The 15,854-nt window shown below is 65.0% G+C and carries 13 protein-coding genes; 9 read left to right on the plus strand and 4 right to left on the minus strand.

Going from position 1 to position 15,854, the window contains the following annotated elements; genetic code table 11:
- Positions 1–5: 5 nt before the first annotated feature.
- Genes AUR_RS08315 through purU form a run of 5 tightly spaced genes read left to right on the plus strand, consistent with a single transcriptional unit; the run spans position 6 to position 6,246 of the window.
- A complete protein-coding gene (locus AUR_RS08315) occupies positions 6–386 on the plus strand; it encodes a sarcosine oxidase subunit delta (protein WP_021473928.1) in 381 nt (126 codons plus the stop codon).
- The gene (locus AUR_RS08320) at positions 383–3,328 is read left to right on the plus strand and encodes a 2Fe-2S iron-sulfur cluster-binding protein (RefSeq protein ID WP_021473927.1); all 2,946 of its coding nucleotides are present in this window, start codon (positions 383–385) and stop codon (positions 3,326–3,328) included. The genes AUR_RS08315 and AUR_RS08320 overlap by 4 nt, the downstream gene beginning before the upstream one ends.
- Entirely contained in the window at positions 3,321–3,965 is a 645-nt protein-coding gene (locus AUR_RS08325) for a sarcosine oxidase subunit gamma (RefSeq protein WP_062098364.1), read from the plus strand. Before AUR_RS08320 ends, AUR_RS08325 begins: the two co-directional genes overlap by 8 nt.
- Complete coding sequence (locus AUR_RS08330) at positions 3,965–5,344, plus strand: L-serine ammonia-lyase (protein WP_021473925.1); 1,380 nt, start codon at positions 3,965–3,967, stop codon at positions 5,342–5,344. Before AUR_RS08325 ends, AUR_RS08330 begins: the two co-directional genes overlap by 1 nt.
- Before the next feature lie 2 nt (positions 5,345–5,346).
- Positions 5,347–6,246 (plus strand): formyltetrahydrofolate deformylase, encoded by a 900-nt coding sequence (gene purU, locus AUR_RS08335; protein WP_021473924.1) that lies wholly within the window; start codon positions 5,347–5,349, stop codon positions 6,244–6,246.
- A gap of 106 nt (positions 6,247–6,352) precedes the next feature.
- On the opposite strand, the gene AUR_RS08340 is transcribed toward purU, so the two are convergent.
- Positions 6,353–7,819 carry a PucR family transcriptional regulator gene (locus AUR_RS08340; protein ID WP_062098365.1) on the minus strand — a complete coding sequence of 489 codons (1,467 nt, stop codon included), beginning with the start codon at positions 7,817–7,819 and terminating at the stop codon, positions 6,353–6,355.
- Positions 7,820–7,927: 108 nt separating this feature from the next.
- On the opposite strand from AUR_RS08340, the gene AUR_RS08345 reads away from it, so the two are divergent.
- Positions 7,928–9,469, plus strand: a complete 1,542-nt coding sequence (locus AUR_RS08345) for a purine-cytosine permease family protein (RefSeq protein WP_062098367.1) — start codon at positions 7,928–7,930, stop codon at positions 9,467–9,469.
- 11 nt (positions 9,470–9,480) lie between these two features.
- Complete coding sequence (locus AUR_RS08350) at positions 9,481–10,434, plus strand: polysaccharide deacetylase family protein (RefSeq protein WP_062098369.1); 954 nt, start codon at positions 9,481–9,483, stop codon at positions 10,432–10,434.
- A 76-nt stretch (positions 10,435–10,510) separates the two neighbouring features.
- Here AUR_RS08350 and AUR_RS08355 read toward each other — a convergent pair whose 3' ends face one another.
- From AUR_RS08355 to AUR_RS08365, 3 genes are all read right to left on the minus strand, one after another.
- Positions 10,511–11,014, minus strand: coding sequence for a DUF456 domain-containing protein (locus AUR_RS08355; protein WP_021473920.1), 504 nt, complete (start codon positions 11,012–11,014; stop codon positions 10,511–10,513).
- Positions 11,015–11,144: 130 nt separating this feature from the next.
- Positions 11,145–12,338, minus strand: coding sequence for an NAD(P)-dependent malic enzyme (locus AUR_RS08360; protein ID WP_062098371.1), 1,194 nt, complete (start codon positions 12,336–12,338; stop codon positions 11,145–11,147).
- A 311-nt stretch (positions 12,339–12,649) separates the two neighbouring features.
- Positions 12,650–13,258: a TetR/AcrR family transcriptional regulator gene (locus AUR_RS08365; RefSeq protein WP_062098373.1), complete on the minus strand. Its 609-nt coding sequence runs from the start codon at positions 13,256–13,258 to the stop codon at positions 12,650–12,652.
- 204 nt (positions 13,259–13,462) lie between these two features.
- On the opposite strand from AUR_RS08365, the gene AUR_RS08370 reads away from it, so the two are divergent.
- Positions 13,463–14,590, plus strand: coding sequence for an FG-GAP repeat domain-containing protein (locus tag AUR_RS08370; RefSeq protein WP_062098375.1), 1,128 nt, complete (start codon positions 13,463–13,465; stop codon positions 14,588–14,590).
- Positions 14,591–14,641: 51 nt separating this feature from the next.
- Complete coding sequence (locus AUR_RS08375; protein ID WP_128397112.1) at positions 14,642–15,784, plus strand: FG-GAP repeat domain-containing protein; 1,143 nt, start codon at positions 14,642–14,644, stop codon at positions 15,782–15,784.
- Positions 15,785–15,854: the final 70 nt, after the last annotated feature.

A 15,854-nucleotide genomic window follows, 5' to 3' on the forward strand; every position in this document is an offset into this window, starting at 1 on the left:
CAGACATGCTCCTCATCTCATGCCCCAACTGCGGGCCACGCGACGAAACCGAATTCCACTACGGCGGACAGGCACACGTGCCCTACCCCGAAAACCCGAACGACCTCACGGACCGGGAATGGGCTGAATACCTGTTCTACCGCGAGAACACCAAGGGCACTTTTGCCGAACGCTGGGTCCACAGCACCGGTTGCCGGCAGTGGTTCAACATGCTGCGCGACACCGTGAGCTACGACATCCACTCCATCTACGCGATGGGCTCACCGCGGCCGGAGCTCCCGGGCTCCAAGGCAGCAGCCCAATCAGCTCAAGGCCAGGCCGGCACTCCGGGCCTCGCCCCCGGCGCCCCCACCACTACAACCTCCCCGGAAGGAGCCCGGAAGTGAGCAGCAAGAACGCCCGCCTCGCCACCGGCGGCCGCATCGACCGCAGCATCACCTGGCGGTTCACCGTGGATGGCCAGGAATTCGTTGGCCACCCCGGCGACACGATAGCCTCGGCCCTCCTGGCCAACGGCCACATCAACGCCGGCAACTCCCTCTATGAGGACCGTCCCCGCGGCATCATGGCTGCAGGCGTCGAGGAGCCCAACGCGCTGGTCAAGATCGCACCCCGCTTCCCCGGCCACGTTGCCGAGTCCATGCTCCCGGCCACGGCGGTTTCCCTGGTGGACGGACAGAACATCGAACTCCTCTCCGGTTTGGGCAAGTTGGACCCGGCCGAGGACAAAGCCGAATACGACAAGAAGTACGTCCACACCGACGTCCTGGTGGTCGGTGGCGGTGTTGCAGGTTTGGCTGCAGCACGCGAAGCCGTCCGCACCGGCGCAAGGGTCATCCTGATCGACGACCAGCCCGAACTCGGTGGCTCCTTGCTCTCTGCCTCCACGGCGGAGGGACTCGCCGAAGAAATCGAAGGCAAGCCGGCCCTCGAATGGATCGCAGACGTTGAAGCCGAACTGGTTTCCGCCGAGGAGTGCACGGTCCTGCACCGCACCACCGCCTTCGGTTCCTACGACTCGAACTACTTCATCGCAGCCCAGAACCGCACGGACCACCTCACCGTCCCGGCAGCCCCCGGAGTTTCCCGCACGCGTATTTGGCACATCCGTGCTGAACAGGCGGTCCTGGCACCGGGCGCCCACGAGCGTCCCCTGGTGTTCGAGAACAACGACCGTCCTGGCATCATGCTCGCTTCCGCCGTCCGCACCTACCTGAACCGCTACGCCGTCGCAGTCGGCCAGCGCGTCGTCATCAGCACCACCAACGACTCCGCCTACCTGCTCGCCGCGGACCTGAAGGCAGCAGGCATTCCGGTTGCCGCCGTCGTCGACGCCCGTCCGCAGATCAGCGAAAAGGCCGCAGCCGCCGTCGAATCCGGCCTCCGCGTCCTGATCGGCAGCGCAGTTGCCGATACCAGCGCGGATGAGGCCGGTCGCCTGAACGGCGTGACCGTCCGCAGCATCAACGACGACGGCGAACTCACCTCGGGCGTCGAGCAGATCGCCGCCGATGTCCTCGCTGTTTCCGGTGGCTGGAGCCCGGTGGTCCACCTCCACAGCCAGCGCCAGGGCAAACTGCGTTGGGACGACGACCTCGCGGCCTTCATCCCCTCCAGCGTGGTCCGCGACCAGCAGGTTGTGGGCGCAGGCCGCGGCAGCTACGAACTGCAGGACTGCCTGGCTGAGGGTATCTCCGCCGGCGCGGCGGCGTCGATCGCAGCTGGCTTCGAATCGGCAACCACGCCGTCCGAACTCACGGCACCGACCGCGTCCGCCCCGACCCGCCAGCTGTGGCTGGTTCCGGGCCAGACGGGTGAACCGGGCGAGTGGCACAACCACTTCGTCGACTTCCAGCGCGACCAGTCCGTGGCGGATGTCCTCCGTTCCACCGGCGCCGGCATGCGTTCGGTAGAGCACGTGAAGCGGTACACCTCCATCAGCACCGCCAACGACCAGGGCAAGACCTCCGGCGTCAACGCGATCGGCGTGATCGCCGCGGCCCTCAAGCACGGCGGCGCTGACGCTGTTCCGGGCATCGGCGAAATCGGTACCACCGCGTACCGCGCGCCGTTCACCCCGGTGGCCTTCGCAGCCCTGGCCGGCCGCCAGCGCGGCGAGCTGTTCGATCCCGCCCGCGTCACCTCCATCCACCCGTGGCACGTTGCCCAAGGCGCCCTGTTCGAAGACGTCGGACAGTGGAAGCGCCCCTGGTACTACCCGCAGGACGGCGAAGACATGGACACCGCGGTTCTCCGTGAATGCGCAGCAGTCCGCGACTCCGTCGGTTTCATGGATGCCACCACCCTGGGCAAGATCGAGATCCGCGGCAAGGACGCCGGCGAATTCCTGAACCGCGTCTACACCAACGCGTTCAAGAAGCTCGCTCCGGGTTCGGCCCGCTACGGCGTCATGTGCACCCTTGACGGCATGATCTTCGACGACGGCGTGACCCTCCGCCTGGATGAGGACACCTACTTCATGACCACCACTACCAGTGGCGCAGCCAAGGTGCTGGACTGGCTGGAAGAGTGGCACCAGACGGAATGGCCGGAACTCGATGTTGTTTTCACCTCCGTCACGGAGCAGTGGAGCACCATTGCGGTGGTCGGTCCCAAGTCCCGCGAAGTCATCGCCAAGGTGGCCCCGCAGCTGGCGGAGAACGGCGGACTGGAAGCAGAGAACTTCCCGTTCATGACGTTCCGCGAGACCACGCTGGCCTCCGGCGTGCAGGCACGCGTCTGCCGGATCTCCTTCTCCGGTGAACTGGCCTACGAAATCAACGTTCCGTCCTGGTACGGACTCAACACCTGGGAAGCAGTCGCTGCCGCGGGTGCCGAGTTCAACATCACCCCGTACGGCACGGAAACCATGCACGTTCTCCGCGCCGAGAAGGGTTACCCGATCGTCGGCCAGGACACCGACGGCACGGTCACCCCGCAGGATGCCGGCATGGAGTGGATCGTCTCCAAGGCCAAGGACTTCATCGGCAAGCGTTCCTACCTCCGCGCGGACTCCAAGCGCGAGGACCGCAAGCACCTGGTGAGCGTCCTGCCTGCCGACCACTCGTTGAAGCTTCCCGAGGGCACCCAGCTTGTTGAGAAGGGCATCGCGGTCAACCCGGCCTACGGTCCCGTTCCCATGGAAGGCTTCGTGACCTCCAGCTACCACAGTGCCGCGTTGGGCCGTTCGTTCGGCCTGGCCCTGATCCAAAACGGCCGCAACCGCATCGGCGAAACCCTCCAGGCTTCCGTCGGAGACCAGCTGGTGGACGTGGTTGTTGGCGAAACCGTACTTTTCGATGCTGAAGGGACCCGCAAAGATGGCTGAGACAGCAACACCCGCACAACCCGTAAATGCAGACCGCGTTCGTGAGGCCCGCCGCAGCCCGGCGCAGCACCTCGCCGAGGCCTTCGCTGCCGGTTCGGTGGCCGGCAAGGTCACGCTCAAGGAAATTCCCTACCAGACCCAGGTGGGTGTCCGTGTCAACAGGACGTCCGACGCCGGTTCCCGGGTTGCCGCGATCACCGGCGGCTTGCCTGCCGCTTGCGGCGAGGTGACGGGCTCGGGTGCCATCAGCACCTTGTGGCTCGGCCCGACTGAGTTCCTTGTGGTTGCTCCCGAGGAGTCCCACGACTCCTTCGGCGGCTCCCTGGTCTCCGATCTGACCGCGGCCCTGGGCAGCGACTCCGGCCAGGTGGTGGACCTCTCCGCCAACCGCACCACGTTCGAACTCTCCGGCAGCCGTGCCCGCGCAGTCCTCGAGAAGAGCTGCGCACTGGACCTCCACCCCCGCGTCCTGAAGGCAGGCACTGCCCTGTCCACGGAAATCGGGCACATCCCGGTGGTTCTCTGGAAGACCGACGACCAGACGTTCCGGATCTTCCCCCGGGCGTCGTTCGCCGACTTCCTGGGCCGCTGGCTCCTCGATTCAATGCGGGAGTACGCGTCGCCTGAGGTTCCGTAATGGCACTGAGCGTGCTTGACCTGTTTTCCGTCGGCATCGGGCCCTCGTCGTCACACACGGTGGGCCCGATGCGGGCGGCTAAGCAGTTCACGGACGGCCTTGTTTCGTCCGGCCAACTTCCGGCAACGGTGCGCGTCCAAGCAGAGCTCTTTGGCTCGCTGGGCGCCACCGGCCGGGGGCACGGCTCGGACAAGGCCGTGGTTCTGGGGCTTCAGGGCCACTCCCCCGAAACCGTGGATACCCGCACCGCAGATGACCAAGTGGCAGCTGCTGCACTGGATGCCGAGCTGCGCCTGGGCGGCAGCCACCGGGTGGACTTCAACTGGGACGAGGACGTGGTCCTGCACCGCCGCAAGTCCCTCCCGGCGCACCCCAACGGCATGACCTTCCGCGCCTTGGACCACACAGGCACGGTGCTGCGGGAGCGCAGCTACTACTCGATCGGCGGCGGCTTTGTGGTGGACGGCGACGTCACCGGCACGGAAAAGATCGTGCCGGACACCACGGTCCTGCCCTATCCCTTCACCACCGGCGACGAGCTCCTTGCCATCTGTGAACGCGAGGGCAAGTCCATCTCCGACATCATGCTGGCCAATGAGCTGGTGTGGCGCTCGGAGGAGGAACTGCGTGAACGCCTCCTGCGCATCTGGGCAGTCATGCGCGAATGCGTGGACAACGGCTGCTCTGCCGAGGGCATCCTGCCGGGCGGTTTGAGCGTTAGGCGACGGGCGCCGTCGTTGTTCAAGAAACTTGCGGACGCCGAGGCAGCCAACAGCAGCGATCCGTTGCTGGCCATGGAATGGGTGAACCTGTTCGCCTTGGCCGTCAATGAAGAGAACGCGGCCGGTGGCAGGATCGTCACCGCACCCACCAACGGTGCAGCCGGGATTGTGCCGGCGGTGCTGCACTATTACACCAAGTTCGTTCCGGGAGCAGACGACGACGGCGTCGTGCGGTTCCTGCTGGCGGCGGCCGCCGTCGGGATCCTGTTCAAGATCAACGCCTCCATTTCCGGCGCCGAGGTTGGTTGCCAGGGCGAGGTGGGTTCTGCCTGCTCCATGGCGGCCGCAGGGCTCTGCGAAGTCCTGGGCGGAACGCCGAGGCAGGTGGAAAACGCCGCGGAAGTGGGCATTGAACACAACCTTGGCCTGACCTGCGATCCCGTGGGCGGGCTGGTGCAGATTCCGTGCATTGAACGCAATGCGATCGCGAGCGTCAAGGCCATCAACGCCGCACGCCTCGCGCTCCATGGCGACGGCAGCCACAAGGTCTCCCTGGACAAGGCCATCAAGACCATGCGGGAAACCGGCGCCGACATGAAATCCAAATACAAGGAGACCTCCCGTGGAGGACTCGCCGTCAACGTAGTGGAGTGCTAGCAATGACTGCCATTCAAACTGAACCTTCTGCCGCTGTGTCTTCCGGGACGTCGGTGGAGCACGTGCTCACGCTGGACTGCCCGGAAGGTCCCGGCATTGTGCACGCGGTCTCCGGATTCCTGCTGGAGCACGGCTGCGACATCATCGACAACAAGCAATTCGGCGACCGCGCCGAAGGGCACTTCTTCATGCGCGTGCATTTTGCGTCCGACGGCGACGACACCACCGTGGACACCCTGCGGGCCTCCTTCGCTCCCGTTGGCGAGAAGTACGGCATGAACTGGCAATTGGAGCGGCAGGGCTACAAGCGCAAAGTGCTGATCATGGTCTCCAAGTTCGGGCACTGCCTGAACGACCTCTTGTTCAGGGCACGGATCGGTGAGCTTCCCATTGACGTGGTGGGCGTGGTGTCCAACCATCTGGACCACCAGGGACTCGCTGAATGGCACGGGATTCCGTACTTCCACGTTCCCGTCACGGCCGCCACCAAGCCCGCCGCCGAGGCCCGCCTGCTGGACATCATCGACGAACTCGACGTTGAGCTTGTGGTGCTTGCCCGCTATATGCAGGTCCTCAGCGACGATCTTGCCCGGAAGCTGGACGGCCGGGCCATCAACATCCACCATTCGTTCCTTCCGAGCTTCAAGGGCGCCAAGCCGTATCACCAGGCTTATGCACGAGGCGTCAAGACCGTGGGCGCTACCGCGCACTACGTCAACGGCGAGCTCGACGAAGGACCGATCATCTCGCAGCAGGTTGTGGAGGTGGACCACACGTTCGGACCGGAAGACCTCGTAGCGGCCGGTCGGGACACGGAGTGCAAGGCTCTGAGCAACGCCGTTCGTTGGCACTGCGAAGGGCGGATCATCCTGAATGGGAACAGGACGATTGTGTTGAAGTAGTCCTTGCCCTCCCCTTCTGCGGGCCGACTTCGCGGGTCCGCTGCCTCTTCGCCGTTCTTTTCCGGCGACCGGGGTAGTGGTCCCGCGATTCGGTGTTTAAGGATGGTTAGGGCCGGGCCAACCTCGTCGCCAGATGCAGCCCCGCCAGCCGGCCCGTCCCCCTCGGATCGCCACCGCAGAGTTCAAAGATGCGCTGCAGCCTTTGGTGCATGGACTGCCGCTCCAAGTGGAGTTCCCTGGCCGCTTGTGCGGTGTTGCATCCCGAGTCCAGCCACACAGTCAGCGTCCGCAGCAGCGCCGACTTCCTCAACCGGTCGTGTTCCAGCACGCCGCCGAGTTGCTGCGCCACAAACCTTTCACGAACCTCCGCGCCGAGTGCTCCGTGCGCCAGACGCTCAACGGCGAACGCCTCCGCATCAAGCACACCCCCCATTCCGAGCGGCATATCGAGAGTCAGCCGCGCCTCGGCCAATGACCAGGGGGCCTGGTCGATCCCCTTTCCCGCAGGCCCTACAGCAACAGCAGCGCCGGTTGGCAGTTCCAAGGACCGGAGCGCTTCCAGCAACCCGGCACGTGCACCGGCCACATCTTCCGGCAGGGCCGCCAGCGCAATCAGCTCAGCGTTGTTGGCGTAGCTGGCGCTGTGCGGAACGCAGCGAGCCAGGGCGGCATCGACCGCGGCACGCAGGTGCCCCGACCCTGCCGAGCGGACAACGACGGCGGCTACGGCACCGTCAACGGGGAACCCCGAGGCAGGGCCCAATTGGTGAAGCTGCCACGGCTGGCTGCCGGAATTGATGGCCCTCATCAGTTCGAGCCCGGCCATCTCCTTCAAACCCGGGGGCATTCGCTGCATGAGGGCAAGGCCGAGGATGTCCACCGACCTCTCCCCCGCCACCCGCGCGAGGCCGCTGTCTCCGCCGTCGGGCACTTCCAGCTCCAGCCGGGCGGCAAGGACGCCCCGAACCGGCACGTCCACTACGGTAACGCTGCCGCCTTCCTCTGCCGCGGGGCCCGCGGCCCCGAGGGTCAAGCCCGACGGCGACACCAACCGGGCGCCGACGCCGGTCTTTTCTGCCAGCACGGCGAGCAACTGGTCCAAACCGGCCCCGTGCGCGAGCTCTGCTGCCATGGCGTGGCTCGCCTGGTCTCCCAGTTGCAGGTGCTCCACGGACTCGCTCACCAGCAGGGAGTTGATTTCCTGCATGATTCCAACAAAGGGCGTCTGACGGCGCAGCTCAATGATGGGGAGTCCCAAGGCCTGGGCGTCCTCCAGCATGGCGGCCGGAATTTCGGGGAGGGCCGGACCTGTTTCCAGCGCCAGCGCCGCAATCCGGCGGGCAGCAAGTTCAGCGACGTAGGCGCTCCGCCGCTCACTGTCCACGCCGGCGAGCGCCTGGCCGCCGCTCAGGAGGAGTTCACCGCCCCTGAGCAGCGGAGCGATATCCAGGACTTCGCTGGAATGGACCCATCGGACAGGCCTGGATAGCGCGCCGGGGACGTCCGTGAGCAGCCGGGGATCGGCCTCTTTCAGGCTGTTGGTACTCAATGCTTCGCCGAGGAGGATGGACATGACACTCCGTCAATTAGGATCTATCTCTTCATGACACATAGTATCTTGTTGCTGTGACTTGGCGCACATAGCCTTAGAGGGTCCCTTTCATAAACGGAGGCTCTCCCCATGCAAGACAACCTCTCTCAAGCACAGACGGGTGGTCCGCAGTCGGGCCCGGCAACGGCGCCGGCCCACGACAGCGAAGCCTGGCTTCAACCAATTCCCGAGTCGGACCGCACCCGCAAAGTATCCGGACAATTCTGGATCTGGGCGGGCGCCAACCTGGCTCCCATCAACTGGGTGCTGGGCGCACTCGGTATCCATCTGGGCCTCGGCTTCGCAGACACCGTCACTGTCCTGGTGCTGGGAAACCTGATCGGCATGCTCCTCTTCGGCTGCTTCGTCCTGCTGGGCCAAAAGACCGGGGCTACCGGCATGGTCCTGGCACGTGCAGCATTCGGACGGCGCGGCAACTACCTTCCCGCAGCCATCCAGGCACTCCTTGTCATCGGCTGGTGCGCTGTGAACACCTGGATCATCCTGGACCTGGTGATGGCGCTCTTCGGCACCCTCGGCTGGGTGGATCCGGACGCTCCCAACTATGCGTGGAAGATCGGGGTAGCCACTGCCATAATGGCCGCGCAGGTGGCGATCGCCTGGTTTGGCTACAAAGCCATTGCAGCGTTCGAAAAATGGACCGTTCCTCCCACCATCATCATCCTGGCAGTGATGTCCGCCGTGGCGTGGTTCGGCATGAAGATCGACTGGGGCTACGCGGGTCCGGCCGGCAACATCCTCCAGGGCTCCGAGCGCATTGCAGCTATGAGCGCCGTCATGACCGCCATCGGCATTGGCTGGGGCATCACGTGGTTCACGTACGCCGCTGACTACTCGCGGTTCGTGAGCACCTCGGTCCCCAAGCGCAAGGTCTACCTGGCGTCCGTGCTGGGCCAGTTCATTCCGGTGGTCTGGCTCGGTGTCCTCGGTGCAAGCCTTGCGACCAACAGCGGGGAAGTGGATCCCGGCAAGCTGATCGTGCAGAACTTCGGCGTCCTCGCCCTTCCGGTGCTCCTCATGGTCCTGCACGGGCCCATCGCCACGAACATCCTGAACATCTACACGTTCTCCGTGGCCACCCAGGCCCTGGACATCAACATCAACCGGCGCAAACTCAACCTGTTCGTCGGCGTCTTCTCCCTGATCGCCGTCATCTTCTTCATCTTCCAAGAGGACTTCGCAGCTGTTCTCGATGCGTGGCTGATCGGCCTCGTGGCCTGGGTTGCAGCCTGGGGCGGCATCATGCTGGTCCACTACTTCTGGCTGGACAGGCGCTGGCCCGCCAAGGTGGAACGCCTGTTCGACGGCGTAAACACGCCGCGCCTCCCGGTGGTCAACTGGGCCGGCGTCGTGTCCCTCCTGGCAGGCATCTTCTCCACCTGGCTGTTCATGTACGGGCTGATTCCCGTCATGCAGGGGCCGATCGCCGTCGCCTTGGGCGGCTGGGACCTGTCCTGGTTGGCCGGTGGACTCACCAGCGCGGCCTGCTACGCCATCCTTGGCCCCCGGGTCCACAAAAGGTTTCTCCTCGCTGAGTCCAACCACATCTCGGTGACGCAGCCGGCACCGGCTCCCACCCACGAACCCGCCGCGCAAGCACCGGCAAAGTAAGGATCGACACCATGAACAACCCCGCCTTCGCGGACTCCCTGCATCCCATCAGCTGGCCGGAAGGCTTCAGGGCAGCAGCGTCCTTTACCTTCGATGTTGATGCCGAGTCCTGCACCATCGCGCACGAGCCCACCAGCACCCGCCGTATGTCCCTCATGAGCCACCAGTCCTACGGCCCCAAGATCGCTGTCCCGCGGATCCTGCAAATCCTGGAGCGGCAGGACATCAAGGGAACGTTCTTCATCCCGGGATTCACGGCCGAGAGTTACCCCGACGTCGTGCGCCGGATTGCCGACGCCGGCCATGAAATCGGCCACCACGGCTACCTTCACGAGCCCATGCAGGGAATCGACGCCGCCACTGAAGCCAGCTACCTGGACCGTGGATTGGACGCGCTCCACAAGGTTGCCGGCATACGCCCGGTGGGGTACCGGGCACCCTGGTGGGAGTTGAACTGGCAGTCGCCGGCGCTGCTGGCCGACCGCGGCTTCCTCTACGATTCCAGCCTGCTCGACGGCGATGCCCCCTACCGCATGGCCGTCGCCGACGGTGACTCCCGTGACATCGTGGAGATCCCCGTCGACTGGGCCCTGGACGATTGGGAACAATACGCCTTCTACCCTGGCGTCACGGGCAGCGGAGTCATCGAGAGCCCCGCCAAGGCGTTGGAAATGTGGACCCTCGAAGCCCAGGCCCACCACTCGCAGGGCAGCTGCTTCGTCCTGACCAACCACCCCTTCATCTCCGGCCGGCCCTCCCGCGCCGTAGCCTTGGAACAGCTGATCGAACGGGTGAAGGACCTGGACGGCATGTGGGTCACAACGTTGGCCGAGATCGCCGGGCACACGGCGTCAACGGTGCAGGAGATCCACACGCACGCCCGCATCGATGTTCCAACGTTCCCCGGGGCCGGTGCCACGTTCCGCCCGGCCCAGGTGCGCAACCCGGAGCCCGCGCTCCCCTAAAGCCTCCGCCGAGTTGGCATTTGATGACAATGTTGCGCCTCGCAATTGTCATTAAGTGCCAACTCGGCGCCGGTGTTTAACCGTTGACCGCGTTGATCCACACACCGATCACCCATGTGCTGGCCGCCGCACACGCCAGTCCGAACTCCACGAGGATACCGATGCCGGTGGCCTTGAGGGCAGCCAGGCTGGTGCGCGCGGCGGTCCGCAGATCGCGGGTGCGTGCCACCTCGCTCAGCAGCAAACCCAGCGCAAATCCCACAAAGAGCCCCACCACGGGGATGACGAACATGCCCACGACGCCCACCACGACACCGGCCAGCACTGATCTGTTGGGGATGCCGTGTTGCATCAGCTTCCTGCCGGTCAGCACCGCACTGGCAGCCATCCCGGCCACCACAAACACCATGCCGATGGCGAAGATCACCCAGCCAAGCGTCCCTGCTCCACCCCAGATGGCCCAAGCCAGCAAACTCACTCCGATGAGGATGCTGCCGGGCAGGATCGGGATGATCACTCCGGCGACGCCCACGGCAATGGCAAGGCCGCACAGGATGGTCACAATCACTTCGGCATTCATGGGCCCAGTCTAGGTGGCACCCTGCGGTCCGGCCCGCCACGCCGGACCGGGCACGAGCTGCCTTAGCAAAACGACGGCGACGCTCCCCGTGAGGGGGGCGTCGCCGTCGTGGTTGGTACAGCGGTGGCCGCTACTTGGTGACGGCAGCCGCTACAGCCGCGGTGACGGCAGGTGCCACGCGGGCATCAAGCGGGCTCGGCACGATGTAGTCGGCGGAAAGGTCCTCTTCGGCAAGCTGGGCGATGGCCCGGGCTGCCGCGATCTTCATCTCAGAGGTGATGCGGCGTGCACCGGCGTCCAGGGCTCCGCGGAAGATACCCGGGAAGGCCAGGACGTTGTTGATCTGGTTCGGGAAGTCGCTGCGGCCGGTGGCTACAACAGCTGCGTGCTGGCGTGCGACCTCAGGCAGGACCTCCGGGTCCGGATTGGAAAGGGCGAACACGATCGACTGGTCGTTCATGAGCTTCAGGTGTTCCTCGGCCAGCTTGGAGGAGGAGACACCCACGAAGACGTCCGCGCCGGTGAGTGCTTCGCCCGGTCCGCCGGTAACACCGCGCGGGTTGGTGCGCTGGGCGAAGCGTGCCTTGACGCTGCCGGCATCGGCAACGAGGTCGGCGCGCTCTGCGTTGATGACGCCCTTGGAGTCGAGCAGGACGACGTCCTTGACACCCACGGCCAGGAGGATCTCGGCGATGGCGATGCCCGCCGCGCCTGCGCCGGACACAACAACCTTGAGGTTTTCGATCTCGCGGTTGGTCACCTTTGCTGCGTTGGTCAATGCGGCGAGGACCACGACGGCGGTGCCGTGCTGGTCATCGTGCATGACGGGGCAGTCGAGGGCCTCGATGAGGCGCTCTTCCAGCTCGAAGCAGCGGGGAGCGGAGATGTCCTCGAGGTTGACCGCGCCGAAGCTCGGGCGGAGGCGGACCAGGGTTTCAATGATCTCGTCAACGTCCGTGGTGTTGAGGACCAGCGGGATGGAATCCAGATCGCCGAAGGTCTTGAACAGTGCGGACTTGCCTTCCATGACCGGCAGGGAGGCGCTTGCGCCGATGTTGCCCAGGCCAAGGACTGCCGTGCCGTCGCTGACCACAACTACAAGGCGCTCGGCCCAGGTGTGGGTGCGGGCCAGCTTCGGATCTGCATGGATGGCGCGGCTGACCTCGGCGACGCCGGGGGTGTACGCGATGGAAAGATCGCGCTTGTCATTGAGGGGGACCGTGCTGGATACGGTCAGCTTTCCGCCCTCGTGGGCCTTGAAGATTTCCTCTTCGGTCAGCACAAGGGCGGTGGTGTTGTCAGGTGAAATGGTCTCAGTGGACACGTCTTTGTCTCCTCAGGCTAGCCGTGGACCCACGGCGTGGTGAATGGCAGGGACAGAACTGCGGGTTCGGGCCAATGGTGGCTGGCCCGGCGGTGAGTCTGAAGATTTGGGCTGCTAGCCGCTTCGGTTATTCCAGCCTAGGGAACTGCGGGGAGAGGTAGATTCAATACCTAAAGAGACGATTCGAGAGTAAAACGTTTTTGCAGTACAAAATGTGATTCAGGTCATGCGAAAACCGGCCCTTTTAGCCCCTGGAGGTCTAGACCAGTACGAAGGACCGGGGTGCGGCACCTTGGCTGCCCTAGGCATGCTCACTCACCGGCTACGAGGCTGCAGGCCTTCTTGAGGTCCTTCTCCGCTTCGAACAACGACAACCGCCGGCACCGCACGGCCTGGACCAGACCACTCACCAGATGCAACAGGATGCGCGCCTTCACGGGGTCCTTGCCCGGGTCTTTGCTCAGTGAGTTCACCACTTCTTCGGACAGGGCATCAATCTCCCGCAGCAGCTGGGCTGTGTCGCTGTCCTTTCCTGCGGGGCGGATCAGGCAGTGTTCCACACCCGGCTGCATGACCCGCAGATGGAAAATCTCCTTCATCAGGCCCGCAAGGGCGTGGCTGTTCCCCTGCCGCTGCCGGACGCCGTCGCGCAATTCCCGCAACTGCTGCCGGTACACCGCCAACATAAGGTGCGCGGTGGAAGGGAAGTAACGGTAGAGAGTGCCCAGGGGCACGTCTGCACGGGCAGCAACGTCGGAAAGGCTCAGGGTGTCGAACTGGCGCTGGGCGAAGCCCGCCGCCGTCCTGAGGATGCGGGCGTAACGCAACAACTGCCGCGGGGTAGTGGGCGCGGCAGCCATGCGGGGAAGCCCTGTGGTCAGGTCCAGGGAGTACGGTTCCAGTGAATTTGCTGCAGACATCTCCGACGATTTCCTGGGAAGCTGGCAAGGACGCGGCGGACTGGAGCGAGGGGCCCCTGCTGACCGACCGCATCAATGATACGGGAGCTTCTTGACCGTTTCCTGAAAGTCCCTCGAGCACCGGCACAGCATGCCGCTCCCGGTATTCGCGGCGCGGCACCCTAAACTTCTGGGAGGTTTCAGTCTCGCGCGGAAGGCACACACATGGGGAAATTACGACGCCGGATGGCGGCTGCGGTAGTGACCGCAGCTGCGGCGGCCATGGCACTTACTCCCCTGCCGGCGTCGGCGGCGCCCAGCAATGGACCGGACCCGGTGGTACAAGGTGAACCTTTTGTGGGGAAGACGCTGACCACCGAGATCGGCCCCTACACCTTCTATGGATGCGGGGGCGGCAAGGGACCGGACTTCACCATCTACTGGACCCGCGACGGATTCCTGGTAGCCGGCGAAACCGGCCGAAACTATGTGCTGCAGCAGGACGACACCGGCGGGCGGATGGCCGCGCACCTTACCGCAAGCAAAAACTCATGCTCCGGCGAAACCCTGCACAGCAACGAAACAGCACCCGTGGGAGCCGTGAACCGGGCCAGGGGATTCACCGGCCGGGCCTTCGAACTTCTGGCGCGGGGCAGCGACGGCACGTTGTCACTCTACGGTCGCACAGGCAAAGCGTGGGACCCTGCACGGACCGTCGGCTGGGGTTGGCAGGGCTTCAACGCCGTCCTCTCCCCCGGCGACTTCAACGGCGACGGCAAGTCGGACGTCCTTGCGCGGGACACCGCAGGAACCCTCTACCTTTACGCCGGCGACGGCACGGGCGGGTGGAAACCCGCCCAAACCGTCGGCAAGGGCTGGAACATCTTCGACTCCATCGTCAGCCCCGGGGACTTCAACGGGGACGGCACCAATGACATCCTCGCCCGCGAACCCGGTGGCGCCCTTTATCTCTACCCGGGCAACGGCTCCGGGGGCTGGTTGGCGCGGACCGCCGTCGGGCAGGGCTGGCAGGTGATGGACGCCCTCCTCACACCCGGCGATTTCAACGGCGACGGCAAAACCGATGTCCTGGCGCGCGACCGCAACGGCTACCTCTACTTCTACGGCGGCAACGGCGCAGGCGGTTGGGCGCGGTCCTGGCTGATCGGCGTCGGATGGAGCGCCCTGAAGTCGGTGGGTGCCGCCGGAGATTTCGACAGGGACGGCTCCCCGGACGTCTACGGCGTGGATCCGCAAGGACGCCTGGTGGTCTATTACAGCGACGGCCGGACCGGGTGGCGGGGTTCGGAAGTCGTCGGCAGCGGCTGGGGTGGTTTCACAGCGATCTTCTAGGTGATTCCCAGCAGCGGTATCATATAAGGGCATAAGTCTGGGGAGGACACCATGAGCGCTTCATCACGCCCTACGTTCGGCGTGCGCCGGGCGGTGGCGGGAATTGCGGCCGCAATCGTCGCCGCAGTCACTTTCGCACCGGCGCCTGCCATGGCCGCCGCGGAACCCGACCAGCCGGTGGTCCACGGAGCGCCGTTCGTCGGATCAACACTCACTGTGGAGATCGAACAGGGCTCGTACATGGGCTGCGGCCTCGCGGCCGGTCCCGACTACAGCATCTACTGGACCCGCGACGGAGTCATCTCCTCCAGGCAGTGGCCAAACTACGTCCTCACTGAAGAGGACCAGGGCAAAACCATTGCGGCACACCTTGTAGCCAGCCAGAACGGGTGCGGGGGCCAGCAGGTGTCCAGCGAGGAGACCCCGCCTGTTTCAGCGTCCAACCGGGCCAACGGCTTCACAGGCCGCGGCGCCTTCGAGCTGCTCGCACGCCGCACCGACGGAACGCTCATGCTCTATCCCCGGATCAACAACGCCTGGGAACCGGCGCGCATTATTGGCCCCGGCTGGAACGGCTTCGACACAGTGTTCTCGCCCGGCGACTTCAGCGGTAACGGCGCCAACGACGTCCTCGCCAAGGACCCGGCAGGCCGGCTGTTCCTCTACGAAGGCACCGGTAGCGGCGGCTTCGTAGCCGGTCGCCAAATCGGCAGCGGCTGGAACGGCTTCACATCGATCGTCTCTCCCGGCGATTTCAACGGCGACGGCGTTAACGACGTCCTCGCCAGGGATACCACCGGAAACCTGTACCTCTACCCAGGCAACGGGCAGGGCGGTTGGCTTAACCGCTCCGTGGTGGGCACCGGGTGGAACATCCTCAACCAGATCATCACCCCCGGCGACTTCAACGGTGACCACGACGTCGACATCCTGGCCCGCGATACTTCCGGCAACCTGCGTCTCTACGCCGGCAACGGCGCCGGAGGTTGGCGCGGCTCAGCAACCATCGGCTGGGGCTGGGGCGGCATGTCCGCCATCGCCGCAGCAGGAGACATCGACGCCAACGGCAATGTGGACGTGTTCGCAGTGGACGGTTCCGGCCAGTTGTTGGCTTACTACGGCAACGGCGACGGCGGGTGGAACGGCTCGGGCGTCATCGGCTGGGGTTGGGGCGCTTTCAACCCGGTGTTCTAAACCGATTTCGGTTGGTTTTGGGGTTTGACTTGCTTTAAGCCTGGAAATGTTCCCAGGAAATTCCCAGACG

Origin of the sequence: Paenarthrobacter ureafaciens, from assembly GCF_004028095.1 — a bacterium.
In the GTDB taxonomy this organism is placed as follows: domain Bacteria; phylum Actinomycetota; class Actinomycetes; order Actinomycetales; family Micrococcaceae; genus Arthrobacter; species Arthrobacter ureafaciens.

Excerpts from the sequence above, each read along its gene's own strand:
- AUR_RS08375 (WP_128397112.1), top strand. The coding sequence starts at position 14,642 with ATGAGCGCTTCATCACGCCCTACGTTCGGCGTGCGCCGGGCGGTGGCG.
- AUR_RS08325 (WP_062098364.1), top strand. The coding sequence starts at position 3,321 with ATGGCTGAGACAGCAACACCCGCACAACCCGTAAATGCAGACCGCGTT.
- AUR_RS08315 (WP_021473928.1), top strand. The coding sequence starts at position 6 with ATGCTCCTCATCTCATGCCCCAACTGCGGGCCACGCGACGAAACCGAA.
- AUR_RS08350 (WP_062098369.1), top strand. The coding sequence starts at position 9,481 with ATGAACAACCCCGCCTTCGCGGACTCCCTGCATCCCATCAGCTGGCCG.
- AUR_RS08355 (WP_021473920.1), bottom strand. The coding sequence starts at position 11,014 with ATGAATGCCGAAGTGATTGTGACCATCCTGTGCGGCCTTGCCATTGCC.
- purU (WP_021473924.1), top strand. The coding sequence starts at position 5,347 with ATGACTGCCATTCAAACTGAACCTTCTGCCGCTGTGTCTTCCGGGACG.
- AUR_RS08340 (WP_062098365.1), bottom strand. The coding sequence starts at position 7,819 with ATGTCCATCCTCCTCGGCGAAGCATTGAGTACCAACAGCCTGAAAGAG.
- AUR_RS08345 (WP_062098367.1), top strand. The coding sequence starts at position 7,928 with ATGCAAGACAACCTCTCTCAAGCACAGACGGGTGGTCCGCAGTCGGGC.
- AUR_RS08330 (WP_021473925.1), top strand. The coding sequence starts at position 3,965 with ATGGCACTGAGCGTGCTTGACCTGTTTTCCGTCGGCATCGGGCCCTCG.
- AUR_RS08370 (WP_062098375.1), top strand. The coding sequence starts at position 13,463 with ATGGGGAAATTACGACGCCGGATGGCGGCTGCGGTAGTGACCGCAGCT.
- AUR_RS08365 (WP_062098373.1), bottom strand. The coding sequence starts at position 13,258 with ATGTCTGCAGCAAATTCACTGGAACCGTACTCCCTGGACCTGACCACA.